At 33.9% G+C, this 21,217-nt stretch carries 23 protein-coding genes; 15 read left to right on the top strand and 8 right to left on the bottom strand.

The genetic code is table 11. The annotated features are described in order from the left end of the window. The first annotated feature begins 31 nt into the window (after window positions 1-31). From BN863_RS13430 to BN863_RS13400, 7 genes are all read left to right on the top strand, one after another. Entirely contained in the window at window positions 32-1,315 is a 1,284-nt protein-coding gene (locus BN863_RS13430; protein ID WP_038531547.1) for an MFS transporter, read from the top strand. A 49-nt stretch (window positions 1,316-1,364) separates the two neighbouring features. After that, entirely contained in the window at window positions 1,365-2,126 is a 762-nt protein-coding gene (locus BN863_RS13425; protein ID WP_038531544.1) for an SDR family NAD(P)-dependent oxidoreductase, read from the top strand. 195 nt (window positions 2,127-2,321) lie between these two features. Further along, entirely contained in the window at window positions 2,322-2,924 is a 603-nt protein-coding gene (locus BN863_RS13420; RefSeq protein ID WP_038531542.1) for a TetR/AcrR family transcriptional regulator, read from the top strand. Window positions 2,925-2,974: 50 nt separating this feature from the next. Further along, a complete protein-coding gene (locus BN863_RS13415) occupies window positions 2,975-3,778 on the top strand; it encodes a haloacid dehalogenase type II (protein WP_038531539.1) in 804 nt (267 codons plus the stop codon). A gap of 68 nt (window positions 3,779-3,846) precedes the next feature. Next, window positions 3,847-4,581 carry an SDR family oxidoreductase gene (locus tag BN863_RS13410; RefSeq protein ID WP_038531536.1) on the top strand — a complete coding sequence of 245 codons (735 nt, stop codon included), beginning with the start codon at window positions 3,847-3,849 and terminating at the stop codon, window positions 4,579-4,581. 237 nt (window positions 4,582-4,818) lie between these two features. After that, the gene (locus BN863_RS13405; protein ID WP_038531532.1) at window positions 4,819-6,096 is read left to right on the top strand and encodes an alkaline phosphatase family protein; all 1,278 of its coding nucleotides are present in this window, start codon (window positions 4,819-4,821) and stop codon (window positions 6,094-6,096) included. Between the two features lie 11 nt (window positions 6,097-6,107). Continuing rightward, window positions 6,108-6,470 (top strand): DUF1304 domain-containing protein, encoded by a 363-nt coding sequence (locus BN863_RS13400; protein WP_038531530.1) that lies wholly within the window; start codon window positions 6,108-6,110, stop codon window positions 6,468-6,470. 81 nt (window positions 6,471-6,551) lie between these two features. Here BN863_RS13400 and BN863_RS13395 read toward each other — a convergent pair whose 3' ends face one another. Further along, a complete protein-coding gene (locus BN863_RS13395) occupies window positions 6,552-7,433 on the bottom strand; it encodes an outer membrane beta-barrel protein (protein ID WP_038531526.1) in 882 nt (293 codons plus the stop codon). Between the two features lie 239 nt (window positions 7,434-7,672). Here BN863_RS13395 and BN863_RS13390 point away from each other — a divergent pair, with 239 nt between their 5' ends. Both BN863_RS13390 and BN863_RS13385 read left to right on the top strand, forming a co-directional pair. Further along, window positions 7,673-8,362 (top strand): peptidoglycan DD-metalloendopeptidase family protein, encoded by a 690-nt coding sequence (locus BN863_RS13390; RefSeq protein ID WP_038531523.1) that lies wholly within the window; start codon window positions 7,673-7,675, stop codon window positions 8,360-8,362. Between the two features lie 148 nt (window positions 8,363-8,510). Continuing rightward, window positions 8,511-9,041: a dihydrofolate reductase family protein gene (locus BN863_RS13385; RefSeq protein ID WP_038531521.1), complete on the top strand. Its 531-nt coding sequence runs from the start codon at window positions 8,511-8,513 to the stop codon at window positions 9,039-9,041. Between the two features lie 69 nt (window positions 9,042-9,110). Here BN863_RS13385 and BN863_RS13380 read toward each other — a convergent pair whose 3' ends face one another. Next, entirely contained in the window at window positions 9,111-9,692 is a 582-nt protein-coding gene (locus BN863_RS13380; RefSeq protein ID WP_038531518.1) for a YdeI/OmpD-associated family protein, read from the bottom strand. A 20-nt stretch (window positions 9,693-9,712) separates the two neighbouring features. After that, the gene (locus tag BN863_RS13375) at window positions 9,713-10,666 is read right to left on the bottom strand and encodes a CorA family divalent cation transporter (protein WP_242404034.1); all 954 of its coding nucleotides are present in this window, start codon (window positions 10,664-10,666) and stop codon (window positions 9,713-9,715) included. 250 nt (window positions 10,667-10,916) lie between these two features. Between BN863_RS13375 and BN863_RS13370 the strand changes: the two genes are divergently transcribed. The 3 genes from BN863_RS13370 (at window position 10,917) to BN863_RS13360 (ending at window position 13,735) form a co-directional block, all read left to right on the top strand. Next, window positions 10,917-11,732: a hypothetical protein gene (locus BN863_RS13370; RefSeq protein ID WP_038531512.1), complete on the top strand. Its 816-nt coding sequence runs from the start codon at window positions 10,917-10,919 to the stop codon at window positions 11,730-11,732. A gap of 159 nt (window positions 11,733-11,891) precedes the next feature. Then, a complete protein-coding gene (locus BN863_RS13365; protein ID WP_051774817.1) occupies window positions 11,892-12,845 on the top strand; it encodes a phosphatidate phosphatase App1 family protein in 954 nt (317 codons plus the stop codon). Then, window positions 12,842-13,735 (top strand): diacylglycerol/lipid kinase family protein, encoded by an 894-nt coding sequence (locus BN863_RS13360; RefSeq protein WP_038531509.1) that lies wholly within the window; start codon window positions 12,842-12,844, stop codon window positions 13,733-13,735. Before BN863_RS13365 ends, BN863_RS13360 begins: the two co-directional genes overlap by 4 nt. Before the next feature lie 116 nt (window positions 13,736-13,851). Here BN863_RS13360 and BN863_RS13355 read toward each other — a convergent pair whose 3' ends face one another. The 4 genes from BN863_RS13355 to BN863_RS13340 all read right to left on the bottom strand — a co-directional run bounded on the left by BN863_RS13355 (window position 13,852) and on the right by BN863_RS13340 (window position 17,400). After that, window positions 13,852-15,243 carry an efflux transporter outer membrane subunit gene (locus BN863_RS13355; RefSeq protein WP_038531506.1) on the bottom strand — a complete coding sequence of 464 codons (1,392 nt, stop codon included), beginning with the start codon at window positions 15,241-15,243 and terminating at the stop codon, window positions 13,852-13,854. Window positions 15,244-15,245: 2 nt separating this feature from the next. Further along, a complete protein-coding gene (locus tag BN863_RS13350) occupies window positions 15,246-16,427 on the bottom strand; it encodes an HlyD family secretion protein (protein WP_038531503.1) in 1,182 nt (393 codons plus the stop codon). A gap of 36 nt (window positions 16,428-16,463) precedes the next feature. Then, the gene (locus tag BN863_RS13345) at window positions 16,464-16,895 is read right to left on the bottom strand and encodes a DUF3302 domain-containing protein (protein ID WP_038531500.1); all 432 of its coding nucleotides are present in this window, start codon (window positions 16,893-16,895) and stop codon (window positions 16,464-16,466) included. 178 nt (window positions 16,896-17,073) lie between these two features. Further along, the gene (locus BN863_RS13340; RefSeq protein WP_038531497.1) at window positions 17,074-17,400 is read right to left on the bottom strand and encodes a winged helix-turn-helix transcriptional regulator; all 327 of its coding nucleotides are present in this window, start codon (window positions 17,398-17,400) and stop codon (window positions 17,074-17,076) included. Window positions 17,401-17,536: 136 nt separating this feature from the next. On the opposite strand from BN863_RS13340, the gene BN863_RS13335 reads away from it, so the two are divergent. Beyond that, window positions 17,537-18,538 (top strand): YhdH/YhfP family quinone oxidoreductase, encoded by a 1,002-nt coding sequence (locus tag BN863_RS13335; RefSeq protein ID WP_038531494.1) that lies wholly within the window; start codon window positions 17,537-17,539, stop codon window positions 18,536-18,538. A 93-nt stretch (window positions 18,539-18,631) separates the two neighbouring features. On the opposite strand, the gene BN863_RS13330 is transcribed toward BN863_RS13335, so the two are convergent. Next, on the bottom strand, window positions 18,632-19,582 hold the full coding sequence (locus BN863_RS13330) for a sterol desaturase family protein (protein ID WP_038531489.1): 951 nt from the start codon (window positions 19,580-19,582) through the stop codon (window positions 18,632-18,634). A 193-nt stretch (window positions 19,583-19,775) separates the two neighbouring features. Between BN863_RS13330 and BN863_RS13325 the strand changes: the two genes are divergently transcribed. Then, window positions 19,776-20,318: a Crp/Fnr family transcriptional regulator gene (locus tag BN863_RS13325; RefSeq protein WP_038531487.1), complete on the top strand. Its 543-nt coding sequence runs from the start codon at window positions 19,776-19,778 to the stop codon at window positions 20,316-20,318. A gap of 77 nt (window positions 20,319-20,395) precedes the next feature. After that, entirely contained in the window at window positions 20,396-20,992 is a 597-nt protein-coding gene (locus BN863_RS13320; RefSeq protein ID WP_038531484.1) for an HdeD family acid-resistance protein, read from the top strand. Window positions 20,993-21,217: the final 225 nt, after the last annotated feature.

Genomic DNA, 21,217 nt, shown 5'->3' with positions numbered 1-21,217 from the left:
ATTTTTTTCTTGAAAATCTCAAAAAAGTATTATGAAAGTAAAAGGATTAAGGTGGTTTATTATTGGGCTCATATTTTTGGCTTCAGTAATTAATTACATCGACAGAAGTGCATTAGCAGTAATGTGGGGGAATGAAAACCTTCCAGGGTCTATTTCTTACGATTTAGGATTAACCAAAACAGACTACGGTAATATTCTTAACATTTTTATGGTTGCATATGCTTTAGGGCAATTGTTCTCAGGGAAATTGTTCGATAAAGTGGGAACACGTTTAGGTTACGTTATTAGTATTGGAGTTTGGGGATTATCATCTTTCTTACATTCAACAGTTAGAGGATTTTTAGGACTTGCATTTTTTAGAAGTACATTAGGTTTATCTGAAGCTGGTAACTGGCCAGGTGGAGTTAAAAGTAATGCCGAATGGTTTCCTATTAAAGAACGTGCCATTGCACAAGGATTATTTAACGCAGGAGCCTCTATTGGTTCTGTAATTGCACCGCCGTTTATTGCAATGATTTTCGTTGCATATGGTTGGAGAACTACCTTTATGATTGTGGGGTCTTTTGGTATCTTATGGATTATTCCATGGTTGCTTATTAATAAAGCAGGACCAAAGAAACACCCTTGGATTACCGAAGAAGAACAACAATATATATTAGACGGTCAAAGTCAAGCAGATCGTGACGCAGAAGATAATGTAAAAGGATTAACCTTAACACAAATTTTATCGCACAGAGAAGCGTGGTCTATTGTTGTTGGACGTTTCTTCTTAGAGCCAATCTGGTGGTTATTCGTAGGTTGGATGCCAATTTACTTATTCGATATTTATGGTTTCGATGTAAAAGAAGTAGGTATGTTTGCTTGGGTACCTTATGTTGGTGCTGCTATTGGTAGTATCGCCGGAGGTTATGTTTCAGGTCAAATTATATCTAAAACAAATTCTATTGATAAAGGACGTAAGACAACCATTTTAATTGGTGGTATCATCATGTTCTTAGGTTTAGTAGCTACAGTATTCTTTGGTAATACACCAGAACGATTTGTAGGTATTGTATTTGTAGTATTATTTGGTTTCCAATTTGCTATTGGTAACGTTCAAACTTTACCAAGTGATTTCTTTAACGGTAAAAATGTTGGGTCATTAGCTGGATTAGGTGGAATGGTTGGTGTATTCTCTGTAATCATCATGAACTTCTTAGTACCTATTATTGCTGAAGTGTCTTACACACCAATTTTTATTGCGATTGCAGTATTCGTTCCGCTAGGTGTTGGAGCAATCTATTACTTCGCTAGAGAAATTAAGAACGTAGAGTAAAGAGTATAAATAAAAACAAAATTAAAGTTAAATATTAAATATTAATAAAATGAGTAATTCAAAAAAAGTTGCAGTTATTACAGGTGCTACAGGTGGAATTGGTTTCGCAGTAGCTCAAAGATTAGGTAAAGATGGATATACTGTTATATTAAACGGTATTGAAGATGAAATTGGAGCTGAAAGAGTAGCTGAACTTACTGCTGCTGGAATCACTGCTGAATACTACGGATTCGACATGACTAAAGACGAAGCTGTTACTGAAAATATCACTAAAATTGGTGAAAAATACGGAAAAATCGATCTTCTTGTAAACAATACAGGTGGTATTGGTGTTAGAGCTAGATTTGAAGAAATGACAACTGAACAATACAGATTTGTTATGGCTTTAAACCTTGATTCAGTATTTTTTGCTTCAAGAGCAGCGATTCCTTTCCTTAAGAAAGGTGAAAATGCTTCAATTATAAACTATACTTCTAATGCAGCATGGAATGGTGCAGGACCTGGAGCTGGAATTTATTCAGTATCTAAAGGTGGAGTACAGTCTATTACTAGAGCATTAGCTAAAGATTTAGCTGAATACGGAATTAGAGTAAACGCAGTATCTCCTGGTACTATCGATACACCTTTCCACGCTCAAATTAAAGCTACTAAGCCAGAAGTTTTTGCTTCTTGGGCTAACAGTGTTTTATTAGGAAGATTAGGTCAGCCAGAAGAAGTTGCTGGTGTGGTTTCTTTCTTAGCTAGTGACGATGCATCTTTCATGACAGCTGAAACTGTTCAAATTGGTGGTGGTCAAGCATTAGGTATCTAATATAATATCATTTTATAATTTAAAAGGGTCTACATTTTGTAGGCCCTTTTTTTTATGCTTTTTTTGGTAGACATCAGAATTTTTAATCACTCTCTTTTTTGTTTGTTGGTGTCTAAGTTTTCATCTACTCACATGTTAATTCAAACATTTTGTTAAAAAACATACCTCCTAGTATTTTTTATTTAGGTTTGTAACATGCAACAAGGATTAAAATCAGAACTTACTAAACAAATCATAATAGACGAGGCTTTTAAACAGTTTTACGAGCAGGGTTTTAAAACGACCAGTATCGATAAAATTATGAAAGCTTCTAAATTAACTAAAGGTGCTTTTTATCATCACTATTCTAGTAAAAAGGACTTAGGCTTAGAAGTTATTTCTTTAAAAGTTAAAAAGAGAGTTGTGGAAGGTATGGTGCTTCCTCTGCTTCAAACGGGTGATGCCTTAACCATTTTGCAGTCTACGTTTATAGAGCGTTTAAAGGCTTTCAATATCTACGAAAAACAACATGGATGTCCAATGAATAATTTTATTAACGAGATTGGCGATTTCGAAACAGCCTATCAGCTCGCGTTAAAGCAAATCATTAATTCTTGGAAATCTGCTCTAGTTGCTATAATAGAACGCGGAAAAAAAGAACAAACAATTAAAGTAAATGTTTCTAGTCAAGCCGTTGCTATCTATTTAATTAGTGCGTTTGAAGGGATTCGAGGCATCAGAAAATTATATGACGACGACCTTGTTTTAGACGACTATATATTAGGGCTCTCAGATTATATAAATCAATTGAAAGCATAATTTTTTTATTCAATAACATACCAATCGGTATGTTTTAACAATCACATACTATGAAAAATAACAGAAGAGACTTTATTAAAAAAACAGCCATGTTTGGTTTGGCTAGTGCTGCTATACCACAAATGGGAATAGCGGGTACAGCTAGTCTAAATAATGAATTAGATCAATTAACAACGAGACCTAAAGTGCTCTTTTTCGATGTAAACGAAACCTTGTTAGATCTTACAGTAATGAAGGAAAGTGTTGGACAAGCATTAGGAAATAGAAGTGACTTATTACCGTTGTGGTTTACAACCATGCTGCAGTATTCTTTAGTATCAACTGTAGCAAATCAATATAACGATTTTGGTATTATTGGTGCCGCTGCCTTACAAATGGTTGCCGCCAATAATGGAATTACCATAACTGAAGCAGATGCTAGACAAGCCATATTAGGACCAATTAGATCTTTACCTGCACATCCAGAAGTAAAAGAAGCGTTACAAAGACTAAAAGATGCAGGTTATAAATTGGTGTCTTTTACAAATTCATCTAACAAAGGCGTAGAAACTCAATTTAGAAACGCAGGTTTATTAGACTATTTTGAAGCACGATTAAGTGTTGAAGATATAGGGAAGTTTAAACCACATGTAGATGCATATACATGGGCTGCAAGAAAAATGGGAGTTAAGCCAGAAGAATGTTTATTAGTAGCAGCTCACGGTTGGGATATTTCTGGTGCTTTATGGGCTAATTGGAAAGGTGCTTTTATTAGCCGACCTGGAGCGCAATTATATCCGTTGTCTCCTAAACCTGAAATTAATGAATCTAATTTAGCATTGGTAGCCGATCGTTTAATTGCTTTAAAAAAGTAATATCTTAATCGGGGAGTTAATGTAAATTAGGTTGTTTTAAAATTATAATCTTCAAAAAAGTAAATATTATGAATCTAGAACATAAAGTTGTTATAGTAACAGGAGCATCTCGGGGAATTGGTAAAGAGGTTGCTTTGTTATTATCGAAACACGGTGCTACGGTTATTGTAAATCATTCAAATAGTACATCTGATGCAGACCAAACCGTTAAAACTATTATTGAAAATGGAGGAAAAGCCTTGGCAATTAAAGCCGATGTGAGTAACCGTGACGATGTCACCAGGCTTTTCGATAAAACCATTGAAACTTACGGGAAAGTCGATGTGTTGGTAAACAATGCTGGAGTTATGAAAGCAAAGTTAATTAAAGATAATACTCAAGACGATTTCACAAAACAATTTGAAGTAAATGTTAGAGGTGTTTTTAATACACTACAAGAAGCAGAAGCTAAATTAGCAGACCATGGAAGTATTATTAACTTCTCGTCGTCTACAGCAAAATTAATGTTTCCAACGTATGCCATATATTCGGCAACCAAAGCTGCAGTAGAGCAAATGACTAAAGTGTTTTCTAAAGAAATAGGAAGAGGTATTTCGGTTAATGCATTAGCACCCGGACCAACAGAAACAGATTTATTTTTAACCGGAAAATCTGAAGACACCTTAGATAAATTAAAAGGTATGAATGCGTTTAATCGTTTAGCACAACCTATAGATATTGCTAGAATCGTATTGTTTTTAGCAAGCGATGACTCTAAGTGGGTGTCCGGTCAGGTTATTGGTGCAAATGGTGCTATGGTGTAATAAGGAATAATAGAGGGATTCAAGAGAGAGTTATAAATTTTCAAAATGATGTTGAAATCGATAAAAGCGCTAGCACTAAAGTCAATATTAAACTCTCAACGTAACTGAGTTTTGGGCTTAAACTCCGTTAGATAGTGTTATGGTTATAATAATTTAAACGATTAATAATACGATACAGTTTCAATTAGGCTGTAAATAATCATATTTGTACTTTTAACTCAGTAATTGGCTTTATGTATGATTAAACTCTATAAATATTATTCACTATTATTAATAGTCCTTTCAGTTATAGTGAGTTCTTGTCATCCGGCTAAACCGCTTGTAAATTCAAGTAAACAAGCGCAAGACACTACAGATACACCTTATGTGATCCTTATCTCTCTAGATGGTTTTAGGTGGGATTATGTGAATACTTATAAACCACCGGCTTTAACAGATTTTATAAAAAATGGTACTCAAGCCGAGTCGTTAATACCCGTTTTTCCTTCAAAAACATTTCCCAATCATTATAGTATTGCCACAGGAATGTATCCAGAAAAGCATGGTATAATTGGTAATACATTTTACAACTCTAGCAAAGACGATATTTATAAAATTGGAAATAGGGAGCAAGTTACAGATGGCAGTTTTTATAAAGGTTCTCCAATTTGGTGTCATGCAGAAAATGCAGGAATTACCACGGCGAGTTACTTTTTTGTAGGTTCTGAAGCCGAAATTAATGGTGTACGTCCAACTTATTATTATGATTACGATGGTCGTGTAAAAAATAGTACTCGAGTAAATCAGGCCATAAATTGGTTAAAATTGCCCGAAGAGAAACGCCCACACTTAATCATGATGTATTTTTCAGATATGGATGATATTGGACATAAATATGGTCCAAATAATAAAGCTGAAATTAAAAACGCATTATTCAATTTAGATAGTCAATTAGGCGATTTATTTCAAGGGGTTAAGGATACGGGCTTAGATGTGAATATTTTAATTGTTTCCGATCACGGAATGACAGAACTTCAATCTTCTAATTTTATTCCTTTAGAAACTATAAAAAATGAAGATGAATTTTTAACCATAGATAATGGTTCTATGTTGAGTATTCATCCGAAAGAAAATGTAGATTCATCAAAGATATTTGAAACCTTAAAAGCTAAAGAAAATCATTTTAAAGTGTATAAAACAGCAGATACACCAGGTTTCGAATATACACCAAAACATAAAGATTGGGGATCCATCCAGGTTGTGGCAGATTCTAGTTATTACTTTACTTCTAATAAAGCTATAGCACATAAAAAAGACATTGGGCAATTACACTCTGGTGTGCATGGGTTTAATCCTGATTATAAAGATATGCATGGTATTTTTTATGCGAATGGTTCGGCATTTAAAAAAGGCACAACGATTGAAGCTACTAAAAATATAAATATTTATCCCTTAATTTGTGAGTTGTTAGGTTTGGAAATCCCTGATAATATTGATGGAGATTTAGGTGCTATTAAAGACGTTATAAAAAATTAATAAGAAAGTTTATGGAAATGATTGCTCAAATTCTTGTTGCTCTAGTTGCTTTAGAGCATCTGTATATTTTATGGTTCGAAATGTTTGCTTGGGATACTGTTGGTAAGAAAACTTTCGATACGCTTCCGGCTGAGTTGTTTAAAACCACAAAAGTATTGGCTGCAAACCAAGGATTATATAATGGATTTTTGGCAGCAGGTTTAATATGGAGTTTCTTTATCTCGGATCCACTTTGGTCTAAAAATATTAGATTGTTTTTTCTTGCTTGTGTAATTACAGCAGGACTTTATGGCGCGAAAACCATCTCTAAAAAAATACTCTTAGTGCAAGCAGTTCCTGCTATTTTAGCATTGATTTTTGTGCTCTTGGCTTAAGTTGAGGGCAGATATATTGATTAAAATCATAAAAAAAGCGAAGGTAGACCCTTCGCTTTTTTTATAATATTTGCAATAAATTTATTGCACTTTAGAAGCGCTGTTAAATTTATAAGTAATACCAATATTAATTCCAAAAGAAGAATATGGTACTTTTTGAGCTAATTCTTTAGAAGGATCAGCTTGCTCTGCGTGTGTTAATTCATCAGAATACGTTATTTTTAAAGCACGACCTGCAGGTAAATTATCCATAGTATATAATCCAGCTTGTGCTAAAGTTCCATCTGGTAAATATAAGTCAGTGTTAAAACTTTGAAGTTCAGAGTCTTTACGTTTTAAACTAATTCCGTAATATTCAGCTTCAGCAAAAAGACTGAAATTAGAATTTAAATCGTATTTATAACCTAAAGCAGCAACAAAACCTAGAGGGAATACACCGTGAAAGTCTTCAACATAATTTGTTTGAGTATAAGATCCAGAAGGAAGCGTAAAACCAGCTGCTGCAAATTGATCTAATTGCGTCTGAGTTAAATCAGCTCTATTACTTACTACAGCTTCAGTTTTCCCACCTATTTTTAATAAGGCTCCAAAACGTCCATACACATTATTTGTAAATTTATAGACCATAGATAAAGATGCCCCATAAGCACGAGCTCTTGCAATAGCGTCTACTTGTTGAGTTGGTAAATCTACTTTAGATATCGTTTGATCTGCACCATTTAAATATCCGAAACTTAAATCTGCACCAAACGATTCATTAAAGAAATAGGTTCCTCTAATTTGGAAGTTTACACCCTCACCGTAACTTCCATAATGGTTTTCTGTTCCTGATGAATTTATCGATTCTCCTGTTTTCATACCTGCACTTGCGATGGCATAACCTGTACTTGCCGATACCTGAAATTGTGCATAAGACATTGTGCTTAGTAATACAACCGCCAATGATAGTAATGTTTTTTTCATGTTTGTTTTTATTAAGTTATTATAAATTTAAAATTTTGAACAGTTTATATCGCTGTTTTTTATTAATTATTCATTTTATCAAGTGAATTGTGTTCAAATTAACATATTTTTTTTGTTTTCATTACTATTTTGAGTAATAAATTTTTAATGCAATCGGTGTTTATGTTTAATATAATTAACTTAAAAAACTTGTAATGCATGCGTTGATTTATTTTTTACTTTTGAATAAATACAAGTACATGTTAGATATTTCTTTTTCAAAACTTCTTAATTATCTAAGGGATAGAGATATTAGGGTATTGCCTCTAGAATTTAGGAGTGCCGACTATATCGCTTTAGATTTGTCTGAAACCAATTTAGAGCTACAGTCAGTAGATAGTTCATCGTCGCAAAGGCTGAGTATTTTTATAAATGCGTATTTAAAACAAAATAAAGCGAAGGTCGCTTTTGGTGGATATTTAGAGGTTAGAACCTTGTATAAACGGAGTGCTTATTTTAATTCTGAAAACCAAAACACCGCACGTAATATTCATTTAGGAGTCGATTTATGGTGCGATGCCGGAACTCCTATTTTAGCAGCTTTAGATGGACATATTCATAGCTTTCAAAACAATACAAATTTTGGCGATTATGGACCGACCATTATTTTAAAGCACGAGGTTTCTAATGTCGAGTTTTATACATTATACGGGCATTTAAGTTTAGAGTCTATTTCTAATATTAAAGTGGGTCAAGGTGTTAAGCAAGGACAAGAGATTGCATGTTTGGGGACTTCGGCTGTAAATGGCGATTATCCGCCACATTTACATTTTCAAATTATAAAAGACATTGCAACCTATTCTGGAGATTATCCTGGAGTTTGTAATGTATCTGATTTGGCATTTTATACAGCAAACTGCCCGAACCCAAATTTGCTACTAAAAATTTGATTTATTAGGTTTAACACACTTGATTTTAATTAAATTTTTTAAGACCTTTAGGTCCGTATTAAAAAAAATATTAACATTCAATTTGTTAGGTGAATAGAACTAAAAATGTTTGTTTTATATTTACATAAACCAGCTCTAAATCTTTAATATGAAAAAAGTAAAACTGTACATTGCCATGAGTTTAAATGGAAAAATAGCCGCTGCCGATGGAGGTGTAGATTGGTTAGAAGCAATTCCAAATCCAGATGATTCAGATTATGGCTATTCAAATTTTTACGATTCTATAGATACTACTGTTCAAGGACATGCCACATATAAAGAAATTTTAAGTTGGGATATCGAATTTCCGTACCTAAGCAAGCGAAATTATGTCTTTACTAGAGACGAAACCAAGCGTGACGATAGAAATGCTATGTTTGTTTCTAAAAATCCCGTAGATTTTATGAGAGATTTAAAACTCAAAGACGGTAAGGATATTTGGCTCATTGGTGGCGGACAAATAAATACCTTGTTGTTAAATGCAGGTTTAATAGACGAAATTCAAGTGTATGTTATGCCTATTATCTTAACAGAAGGGATTAACTTATTTGAAGCTTTACCTAACGAAACCGGCTTACATTTAGAATCGTCTAAAACATATGCTAGTGGGGCTGTAGAAATGTTGTATACCATAAAATAGTTGTACAACTATTTCTAATTTTTTTAATAGTGAAAAGCATCTGGTCTTTTAAATAATGCTGTTTAGGTATTATCGAAACGGTTTCGGCTTTATGCGTTTACTTGCACTTTCGGCGATTTCTAAAATACGTCTTGTACGGGTGTCTTCTCGTTTTGCACTAACAATCCAATACAATAGTTGTTTCTTAACCGAATTGCTCAAGCTCTCGTAATACGCCTTCGAACCTTCGAAGTTTTTAAACTGCGCTTCTAAGTCATCTGGAATAATAAGCGCATCAACGGTATCTATAATAAACCAAGAGCCATTAGTTTTAGCAATGTCAATACAAGCTTGTCCAGCATCTGCCATCAATCCGTTTTTGCTTAAATAGTCAACTTTATCTTTATTAACCCTAGACCATATACTATTGGGTTTTCTTTTGGTGAAAAATTGCATGTATCTTTCAGCATCAATAGATTTTTTTACACTATCAATCCAACCAAAACAAAGGGCATGGTCTACGGCTTCACTCCATGTGAGATTCTGATTAGGCGTATTTACTTTATAAATAATAAGCCAAACAGAAGCTTTATTTTTATGATGTAATGCAAGCCAAGTTCTCCAGTCGTCTTGATTTTTTGGACAAAATTGTTCGGTATCTTTTGCAGTCATTCGTTAATGTAAAAATAAGGTTACAGCCATTTTTTCTTTTTAAAGTACAAGAAGGGTAAAGCCGCAGAAAAAATCATAATAATAAGTATGATAGGATATCCATAGTCGCTGTTCGTTTCGGGCATGTTATTAAAATTCATCCCATAAACGCCAGCGATAAATGTAGGCAGTGAAATACATACGGTAACTACGGTAAGGGTTTTAAAAATATAATTCTGTTCTAAATCAATTTTATTCGAGACATTTTCTTTTAAATCATCTAAACGGTCAAAATTAAACTGAATATAATCGGAGACCACTGTTAAGTCGTTTAACTCGTCTTTTATATTCGACCTAATATCCATTTTCTGTTCCCAATTACTCTTCATATATAAACGAAATACCCGAGTAGTTTCAATAAGTAATTCTTTAATTAATAGATTGTTAAAGTTGAATCTTGTAATAATATCCATCTCTTGACTGGAAAATTCCTTTTCAATTAAAATAGAATTAGCAAGCAATTTAATTTTACGCGATAGATTTTCTGTAATATCGGCGTAATAATCTGCAATAAAAGCAAACTGAAAATTGAAGAGACTTTTTAAATCTGTGGTTCGCTGTAATTGAATCGCCTTATTAGGATAGGTGTCGTTAATATAATTTTCCATATTGCTGGAAGAAAAAAGGAATAGGCCGGCATCAGAAATAATAATGAAAAGCGGTTCTTCAACCAATTTTTTACTTGTGTTGTAATACGGAATCGAAAAGTGAAAAGCGGCTTGATTGTCGTTTTCTAAAAAGTGAGAACTAATTTCGATGTCTTCATAATTTTTCATAATTGAAAAATCCAGATTATAATGTTCTGCCAGCCATCGTAAATCGGAATCGGTATAATCGAGGAATTGCATGATATAAAAATCCAATTCGGTAGGGACTTCACTCACATTTTCCGCTTTAATACGGTCTTTACTTTTTAATAAAACGTCTATCATCATGCAATTTTTATGAATGTCAATTTAATTATAATTAGATGGTTAATAAAAAATATCTTCATTATTTGAAAAGATTACATTCTTGTTTTTTTTATCTGTTAAGTGGTATGCTGTCAGTAAATTATGTGGTTTTAAAAAGCGAGAACATTTTTTAGCAGTTTTATTCTGTATTGTAGCTTCGGTATTATGTATTTTTAGCGGCTATTATTTCATTATAATGTTTTTTTTAACTCAACTTTTTAAAGATTAAACCATGAAAAAAAGTAAAATTTTAATCACCGTTTTCCTTCTGAGTACAACATTTTTGTTTGCTCAAGAAAAAAGTGCAGATACAACGGCAACTAGTGCAAGTGGTAGTGCTGCTCAAGCAAACAATCCGTTAGCCAATATGACGGCGGTAAGTTTTCAAGATTATTATATGCCCAAATTAGCCGAAGCTCCAGATGAAGCCTTTATGAACACCATGTGGGTGCGTTTTGCTAAACCTATTGCAAAGGGTAAAATGTTATTACGTGCCTCTATGCCGTTTTCGTCTTTAGGGATGCCTAACGCCAATGGGGTTGTAAATACAACAAGTGGTACAGGAGATTTTAATGCTTTTTTATCTTATAATTTCGTGTCTAATGCCACTACAACTATGGGTATTGGACCGTCTATTACTGCACCAACAGCTTCAGACGACCTTTTAGGAACAGGAAAATGGCAAGGGGGATTTGCATTTGTAGCTTTCGTAGCTAAATCACCCGTATTTCAATTTGGAGGGTTAATAACTTGGCAAGCCTCATTTGCAGGAGATTCAGATAGAGCAGATACAAGCTTAGGAGCCATCCAACCATTTTACTTCTGGCAATTGGGTAAAGGGACGTATTTAAGAGGTGCGCCAATTTGGGTTTTAGATTTTCAAAAAGACGCATATTCTATTCCAATCGCATTAGGTATTGGAAAGGTTGTTAAATTAGGCAATACAGTATTTAATATGTATGTCGAACCTCAATATTCTATGTATGTTAAAGGGACACAACCTGTATTTCAGGTGTTAACAGGGATTAATTTACAGTTTATGAAGTAGACACTACTTTTATTTTTAATGTCATATAAAGCCTCAATGTTTTTTAATATTGAGGCTTTTTTTATGTGTTTTAAATTCGAAACATTAGAATTACTATTGGTGTATTATTTTTGAGGTTAGCTATGAGTTTTATATCTTTTAACTGAATTAAAAACACTTATGGTTTATAGTAAAAAAGCATCAGTTTGGGAATTGTCAGTTTTAAAACTTTCTGCAGATAAAGTCTGGTATAAGGGTGTGATATTACGAGGACAACGGGAATTTCAAAATAAAAAAGACAAAGCACTACAAAATGCTATTAATGTCTTACGCTCTTACTTTACCTCTGTTTTCGCACATCGAGAAATTTGTATACATACGCACTCAGGAGTTATATATACAAAAACTGATGCCTTTGGCCGCTTTCAAGTTGTTTCTGAAAAGGCATATAGCGACGACTTAAAAATCACCATTTTAAATGAAGATATACCTCTTAAAATCATTCAAGATTACCCCATTTTTTTTCAAGAGGAGCAAAGAACATTGGATATAATTTCTGATATTGACGATACAATTTTGATTTCAAATACCTCTAATCTCTATAAGCGGATTAAAACGTTACTGTTTTTAATTCCAGAGAAAAGAGATGTCATCGATTTTACGCAGAATATCTTTAAAGCGTGGCAAGAAGTTAATCCAAGGTTGTTTTATGTTTCTAAAAGTGAATCTAATTTGTTCGGATTGTTAACGCGCTTTATCAAGCATAATAATTTGCCTAAAGGATTATTGATACTTACACCATATCTTAGTTTATGGCAACTTTTAAAACAAAAACCTGTCGATTTTAAGTTGGAAGCCATTCGGTTTTTAATTACAAACTCAACGAGTAAATATTATATATTGGTGGGCGACGACAGTCAGAAAGATATGGCTATTTATACTACTTTAGCTAAGGCCTATCCGGATCTTATTCTGAAAATTTATATTAGACAAACCGGCAAAACCGTTAATGCACAGCAGCAACAATTATGGAAAGATGTTTTAGATACAGGAATTTCTGCTTCGTATTTTTTACCTGAACATTTAAACTTAATTTTAAAGGAAATACAGACCCTTAAACAAGAATTAATATGACATTATTATTTGTAGTGAATCCAATATCTGGAGGTGTAGATAAGGAGCCGTTTTTAAAAGAAGCCAAAGCGATTTGTACAAATTATGGTATAGATTTTCAGATATTTAAAACGTCGGGAAGTGAGGACGATGTTAAGCTGAAAGCAATTTTAAAAGATTATAATCCCGATCGTGTTGTGTCTGTTGGAGGCGATGGTACTACATTATTTACAAGTATTGGTTTACTAAACACAGATATACCTATGGGAATTGTGCCTTTAGGTTCTGCCAATGGGATGGCAGTAGAGTTGGAGGTGGCTCAAAAACCGATAGAGGCGTTTAAAGATATTTTGATGTCTAATATTATTGGCGATTTAGATGTGTTATGTGTTAACGATACGCACTATTGTATTCATATTGGAGATGTAGGGATAAATGCTGCTATAGTAAATGGATACGAAAAGGATGAGAATAGAGGTATGGCAACTTATGCGAAGTATTTTATTGAAGCCTTAAGTAATGTGGAGCCTTTTAAAATGAAAATTGAATGTAATACTAGCATGCACGAGCTTCAAGGCGTTATGTTAGGAATTTGTAATGCACGGAAATACGGAACGGGTGTCCCTTTAAATTTAGATGGAAATCCTATGGATGGTGTATTCGAATTAGTCATCCTAGAAAAAATAAATGCTAACATATTAATCAGTGCGGGATTATCTAGTTTTGATGAGACATTTCTAGATAGTCAGAATCAAACCGTACTAAGTACTTCGGAAGCTAAAATATCTTTTAATGAACCACGATTATTACAACTAGATGGCGAAGTTATTGGTGAATTTGAAAGCATACACGTTAAAGTGCTTAAAGGTGCTGTGAAATTAATTTCTACGAAACGCAATGGGTATTTATAAATAGTTAAAAAAATCTGTTTTATTAACCGAAATAAATACAAAACGGGGCGTGTCTTTTTACTAAAGATACGCCCCGTTAAATGTTATAAAATTACGACTTTAATGAAATGTATAGGCTACATATTTCCGCCAAGAGCCATATATAAATTAATGCGTTGAATTATTTTTTCACCTTTAATATTCAATAAATCGGTTTGAGATTTATACAAATCCATTTGTTGGTCTATTAAGTTTCTCATATCTACTAATCCCACTTTAAAGCGGACTTCTTCCAACTCGAAAGCCTTCTCATTACTTGTAACAGATTGCTTAATAAATATCTCACGTTCGCCAACCGTTTGTACTGCATCCAAAGTGTTTTCTACATCTGCCATGGCATTTAAAACGGTGCGGTTATAATCTTCAAGCGCTTGTTTTTGTTGTGCTGTTCTAATGGCTACATTAGCTTTTAATGCACCACCTTGATAAATTGGAGCCGCTAATTCGCCGCCAATACTTCTTATAGGATTTGAAAAATCGTCTGATAATTGAAAAATCTGACTGTCTAAAATCCCTAAACTCGCCGTTAAACTCAGTTGTGGTAATTTTGCAGCTTCTGCTTCTCCTACACGATAAAAAGCGGCGTTATAACGCTGCTGAGACGCCAAAACATCTGGGCGACGTTCTAGGATTTGCAACGGAATTCCAGAAGGAATTTCTGCGTTTAGCTCAACCAATTCGTTTTTAACTTCTATTTCTGCAGCAGGGTATCGGCCCAAAAGCAATTCTAAGGCTCGTAATTGATTGGCATACGCCAGTTCTAATTGACGATTTGCGTCTTTTAAACTATTCAGATTGGCATTAGCCATTTCTACATCTATCTGCGTTCCAATCCCAATATCGAATCGGTTTTGAGAAATGGTTTTCATGTTTTCGGATAACGCAATCATTTGCTGTGCTAGCTCCATTTGTAAAAATGTTTTCGACGCTAAGAAATATGTTCTTGTAACATGAGCAGCAATAGATAGGCGAGCAAAAGATTGTTCGCTTTTCATAGCTTCTAGATTCGCTTCTTCTGCACTTCTAGCACTTCGTAATTTACCCCAAATGTCTAATTCCCATGATGCAGCAAATAACGCTCCGTTTAATCCGTTGCCAAAAGTACCGCCTAGTTTAGTGCTCTCTCTTCCTAAGATGGAGAACGCTGGACGTAAAGCCGCTTGCGCTGCCTGAAGATAGCCATTAGCCTCTTCTATACGTGAGCTAGAGATTCTTAAATCAGGATTGTAAACAAGAGCTTCTTTAACCAAGGTGTCTAAAACCGGATGATTAAACGTGCTTAACCAATTGTCTTGTATCGCTAATGTATCTGCACTATTTTGCCAGGTTGAGGGCAAAATAAAGTTCGCAAAAGCTTCTTCTTGTAAATCTTCGCTTGTTCCAGGTTGTTTTACTGCGCAACTTTGAATGATACAGAGTCCTGAAAAAATCAACAAAAATTTAAATATGTTTGTTTTAAGGTTCTTCATCCTTAATGTAGTTTAAGTACTAACCAGTCCATCTTTGTACCTACTCTCATAATCACTTTTCTAACCAAGTGAATTAAAGCGCCTTTCTCTGTGTAAATAGCACCTTGCCCAACAGCTCCTGGAGCTAGAAATAAATCTTTGTCTTGATCGGTAACACTTAACCTCACGGCAAAGCGCCCTTCAGTTAAATGAGATTCTTGAGTATCTGGTAGTCTACCACTCGCTGTAATTTGACCTTGTGCGTTAGCCCAAATGATATGATCGACTTTACATTTTATTATCTTATTCGGATAGGTTTTTAGTGCAATTTCTGCAGGATCATCATCTTTAACGTATCTAATTTCATTCTGATTATATAATGCAATAATCCACTGTTCGTCTTCAATAAAAGTCAATACAGGTTTTATAGGAAATTGTACAGCTATGGTTCCAGGACGTAATTGTAAGTTTACAATTCGACCGTTAGATGGCGCAAGATATACGGTTTGCGAGAGTTTCCATTCGGCTTCTTGCAATTCAACTTGGGCTTGTTCTAAATCGGCACGGGCTTGTGTGATTTCAGATAATTCACCTTCAGTATTCACGGCAGAAACACGTTGTAAATATTGCGATTTTTCTGAAATAGCAACAGTTCTTTGTGCTTGTAAATTACTTAAGTTAGCTTGAGCTTGTTCGTAGTCGAATTTAGAACCCGCTCCTAAATCTGCTAATTGTTTGGTTTGCTGTTCACGTTTTATAGCTAAATCCAGTTGTGCATCAATCACATGAATTCTATTTGCAGCTCCAGATATTTGATCTTCTAATTCACGGTCGTAAGCTTTTGCACTTACTACCTTTGCTTCTAACGACGGAATTCTAGATTTAAGATTGTCTACTTTTAATTGAAAAGGAACCGGGTCTATTTTAAATAAAGTATCTCCCTTTTTTACATGCTGATTAGGTTTTACATTAACCTCTGTAACCATACCTGTTACAGTTGGTACTATTTCAACATTATAATTTAAAACACGAACATCGTGAGACGATGGTGCAACAATATTTAAAAATAGGATAAGCAACGAAATCGCGACTACTGGAATAATGAATACAATAACTTGCGAAATGGTATTCCATGGCAATAGTTTGAATTTGAAAAAGATAAGCCAAACAATTCCACTATATATAATGAGTAATAAAATTTCCATAGGTTGGTGGTTTAATAGGTGTGTTTAAATACAGTGTTAGTGTTCTTCTGGGTTTGGTTGAGCTTCGTTTTTTCTTGACGCTTTTTCTTCTTTAAATTCTTCTAAAGTGGTTTCGTGGTAATCGCCCTTATCGGTTCCGTAAGCCATTTTGTAGAAAACGGGTTTACTGTATGCCCATAACCATGCTAATGGCCAAAGCAGTCCTCCAAAAAGTAAAGACAGAAAACACAGTACTTTAATAGCTTGTGCTTGAGGATGATTGCGCTTTTCAGCAATTTTCTCTGGTAGAACATGTACAAATAGAAAGCCTCCTATTAAAGCTATTGGAGCAATAATTAGTGCAATCCAACTGACAACTTCGGCGACAGAATCTTCAAAGCCACTGTCGTGAGTTTCGGCTAAAGCAATAAATGGAAGAAAAAAAAAGAGTAAAGTAATACGGTTTTTAAAGGTTGATTTATATCGCATTATATGTGGTTTTTAACAAATATAGTTAAAATTTAACACGGTTTTAAGATGGATTACTAAGTGGTTTCTAGTTTTAGATGAACAGCATATTTTTAAGGTTAATAATGATACGGTGTTTAAGACGTCTGAAAATAGGTGAGGAGTGACTAATTATTAAGGTGTAAAAAGGCTAATTACATTAAGATTCTGTGTCGGCTATAGTTTTCTCAAAAAGAATACCACCTCTGTACATGCCTTTAAGGTAAGGCTGGATTTCTTTGCCTAAATCGGTTAAACTGTATTCCACTCTTGGTGGAACTTCAGGGAAAACGGTCCGATTAATTAAACCATCTGCTTCTAATTCTTTAAGCTGTTTGGTGGTCATGCGTTCGCTAATGTCTGGTATTAATTTTACCAATTCGCCATACCGTTTATTGCCTTGAAAAAGGTGTAAAATAATTGTTCCTTTACGTTTGCCTTTTAGCACATTTATAAAGGTGTCTATGGGACAATAACTTTTTTTCATTTTTTTTCTTTGCTAACCTATTGCACTGTACAATTCAGAATAAAATGTTCGTTACCCAACATATTGTAAGGTGTTGGTTGTTACCAATATTATGCTGAAATTTGTATAAAAGTAAGTAAAATTAAACAGAATTAAGATGAAAGCAAACAATTCAATTTTCAAGGCTTTTCGAGTCGAAGAAGTCGATTCGGCCTTTAAAACTTCTATTAAAGATATGGCCGTTAGTCCTTTAAATGAAGATGAAATTCGAGTTAAAGTACACTACAGTTCACTGAATTATAAAGATGCTTTATCGGTTTCTGGAAATAAGGGTGTAACCAGGCATTTTCCGCATACTCCAGGAATTGATGCTGTAGGGATTATTGAAGAATCATCTAGTGATGCATGGCAAATTGGAGACCAAGTTATCGTAACCAGTTACGATTTAGGGATGAATACCGATGGTGGTTTCGCCGAGTATATTACCGTGCCTGCACATTGGGCTGTAAAATTACCAGAGACCTTAACAATGAAAGATGCTATGATTTACGGAACTGCTGGATTAACAGCAGGAATGTCTGTACTTAGATTAACGCAACTAGTAAAACCTGACGATGGTAAAGTTGTGGTGTCTGGTGCCACGGGTGGAGTAGGCGCTTTAAGTGTTGCGATACTAAATACATTAGGCTATACTGTTGTTGCAATAACAGGAAAAGAATCTGAGTCTGATTTTTTAAAAGCGCAAGGTGCTAGTGAAATTTTATTACGAAATGACATTGAAAACTTCGAAAAAAAACCATTGCTAAAACCACTATTTGCTGGTGGGATTGATACTGTTGGTGGTGTGATTTTAGAAAACATAATAAAAGCCACACAACCTATGGGAGCCGTTACTAGTTGTGGTAACGTAGCTTCGCCAAAATTAGACTTAACGGTGTTTCCGTTTATTTTGCGAGGCGTGACTTTAATCGGAATTGATTCTCAAAATTATCCAATGAACTACAGAACCGAAGTTTGGAATTATCTAGCATCCGATTGGAAAATCAGTCAGCTAGAAGACACAGCTACAGAAATCACTTTAGAGCAAGTCGATGAAAAAATACAATTAATGCTTAAAGGACAGCTAAAGGGGAGAACCGTTATAAAGATTACAGAGTAGTCTAAGACTTATCCACGATTTACGATTTATTCATAAAAAAAGATATCTCTATATAGAGATATCTTTTTTTGTTTCGTTCAATTTTAAAACACACTAAGCAGGTGTTAAATCGTTGTTTTTAGATTCTTCTGCGATTTGTTTACGCATTTGTTTTACGGTTAATGTGCTCCCGTCGTGGCTCCAACCTGGAGGTCCAAAGGCATACATAAACTTGTGAGACCAGTTTTTGCTTTTCTTCATATCTGCCCAAATGTTCTGATACTCGTGCATTAAAATCACATATAAATTATAAGACTCTGGAGGTGTAGACACGCCATATTCAATTTCAATATTTTCATCTAATTCTTTCCATGTTCCAAAAATACGGTCGAATACATTTAAGAAGCCACCATGATTTTTATCCATGTATTCTAAATTCCTAGCATGGTGAACTTGGTGCATGGTATGCGTGTTTAAGAATTTTTCGAAAACCCCTAACTTTTTAACGTACTGTGTATGAAGTTGAAACTGCCATAACGATTCAATTCCTAAGCAAACCACTAGCATTTCTGGCGGAAATCCAATAATTACAATCCACACATAAAAGAAAGGTTTGTAAAAAAGCGTAAACCATCCATTTCGTACGGCAGTACCTAGATTAAAATTATCGGAAGAGTGATGTACAATATGTGCGGCCCATAATACGCGAACCATATGGTTTTGTCTGTGAAACCAATAATATGTATAATCGTCTAATAGCATACAAATGGCCCAAAAATACCAAGCATAACCAAACGATTTATACCCCATAATATTGGTGCGAACGCCATTTACTTCAGGATTAAAAAGGTCGTAAGCGAAATTAAAAATCAATATAACGGAAACCGTCTTTATAAGTGCGCCTAAAACGGCAGAACCTACACCAAGGGAAAGGCTAGAAATAAAATCTTTCTTTTTGTATAAATCCTTTTTATCCTTGTCAAAAACTTTACTATACGAGAATTCCAAGGCAATAAAGCCCAAAAAGCAAGGAACACCATATACTAAAGGGTTAGTAAAATCCATAAATTAATTTTTTCTGCAAGTTATAATATATTTTACTCGGAATTAAATCTCTTTTTAGTTGATTTGATTTTTAATAATTTTTATTCTTATTTTTAGTTGATATAATAAATTTATTGATGAAAATGAATTTTTTTCTCACATTGATAGTTAGTAGGTTATAAGGCGATACTGTCGTTAATAAATGAAATAAAAAATGGAGTTAGAACACTTTTCGGACCTTATAAATAGGCCAGATGCCAAAACGAAACATTACAAAAAAGGACAAATTCTTCAGTTTGCTGGAGACGAGCAAGCCAAGTTATTTTATGTTAAAAGCGGACTCTTAAGAAGTTATATTATCGATGAAAAAGGTAAGGAGCATATCTTCGATTTTTCGCACGAAGGGCATTATATTTCAGATGTAGAATCTCGTCAGAATAATATACCAACAAGTCTTTTTATTGATACGATTGAAGATAGTGAGGTGATAAGTGTTCCTCTAGAGAAATTAAGTCCAACCGGATTAAGTCCCGAACTCATCTTTAATGAATTTACAGATTTAGCGCTCCGTATGGGGATTTTACAAAGACGACTGATTATGCTTATTAGTGAGCCGGCTCGAAACCGCTATACGTATTTTATTGAAACTTTTCCCGAAGCCGTAGAAAGAATACCTCTTAAAATGATAGCCTCTTATTTAGGAATTACTCCAGAAGTACTCAGTAAAATTAGAGGTGAAATCGCTAGAGGTAAGTAAGTTGCGTTTCTTAATCTAGATTAAGTTACAAACTCCGATGTCGCTATATCTTTGTGCTACTATTAAATCAATATATCATGAAAAATTTAGTAAAAAACAGTTTAAAATACTGGTGGATGCCACTAGTTTCAGGAGTCTTAATGATGTTGTTAGGCGTATGGGTTTTTAGAACACCAGTTGCTTCATATATCACTTTAACTATTTTATTTCAATTGGGATTTTTAATTTCCGGATTGTTTCAAATCGGATTCGTATTAACCAATAAAAATAATATATCGAATTGGAAATGGAGTTTAACATCTGGCTTTATAGATGTGCTTTTAGCTTTAATTTTATTCTCTAATCCAGGATTAAGTCATGTCATGTTACCAATTTATGTTGGATTTATGTTATTCTTTCGTTCTATTATGGGCATCGGACTTTCTTTCGAGTTAGAACAATCGTCTGTAAAAGGATGGGGCTGGGGTTTAGTGAGTTCAATTTTAGGAATGTTATTTTCATTTTTAATGATTTCGCACCCTGTTTTTGGCGGATTGAGTATCATCTTATATACAGGTTTTAGTATTGTATGTCTCGGTTTCTTTCAAATCAGTTTAGCTTTTAATCTGAAGAAAATAAGTAAAGAATTAAATGAAGAAGATAGCAATATTTACGAAGTAGAAACGGTGGAGTAAATCGTGGTTTTAATAAATTAAGTACAACATAAATTAAAAGAAATGATAAAAAAGTAGAAGCTAATTTTCAAGTGTTAATAACAATTAGTTTAAAAGTCCAAAATGTTTAAATAACATTCTGGGCTTTTTATTTTATAAGCTATACTCTTGTAATTCATAAAATTAACAGGATTTTCTTTCTGTTTTAGGAATGTCTGTTTTTTTAATTTCACTCCTCTAACATAT

The organism is Formosa agariphila KMM 3901, assembly GCF_000723205.1.
In the GTDB taxonomy this organism is placed as follows: Bacteria; Bacteroidota; Bacteroidia; order Flavobacteriales; family Flavobacteriaceae; genus Formosa; species Formosa agariphila.
Note: the sequence above shows the minus strand (reverse complement) of the source record. Positions and strands in the feature narration are given on the sequence as shown.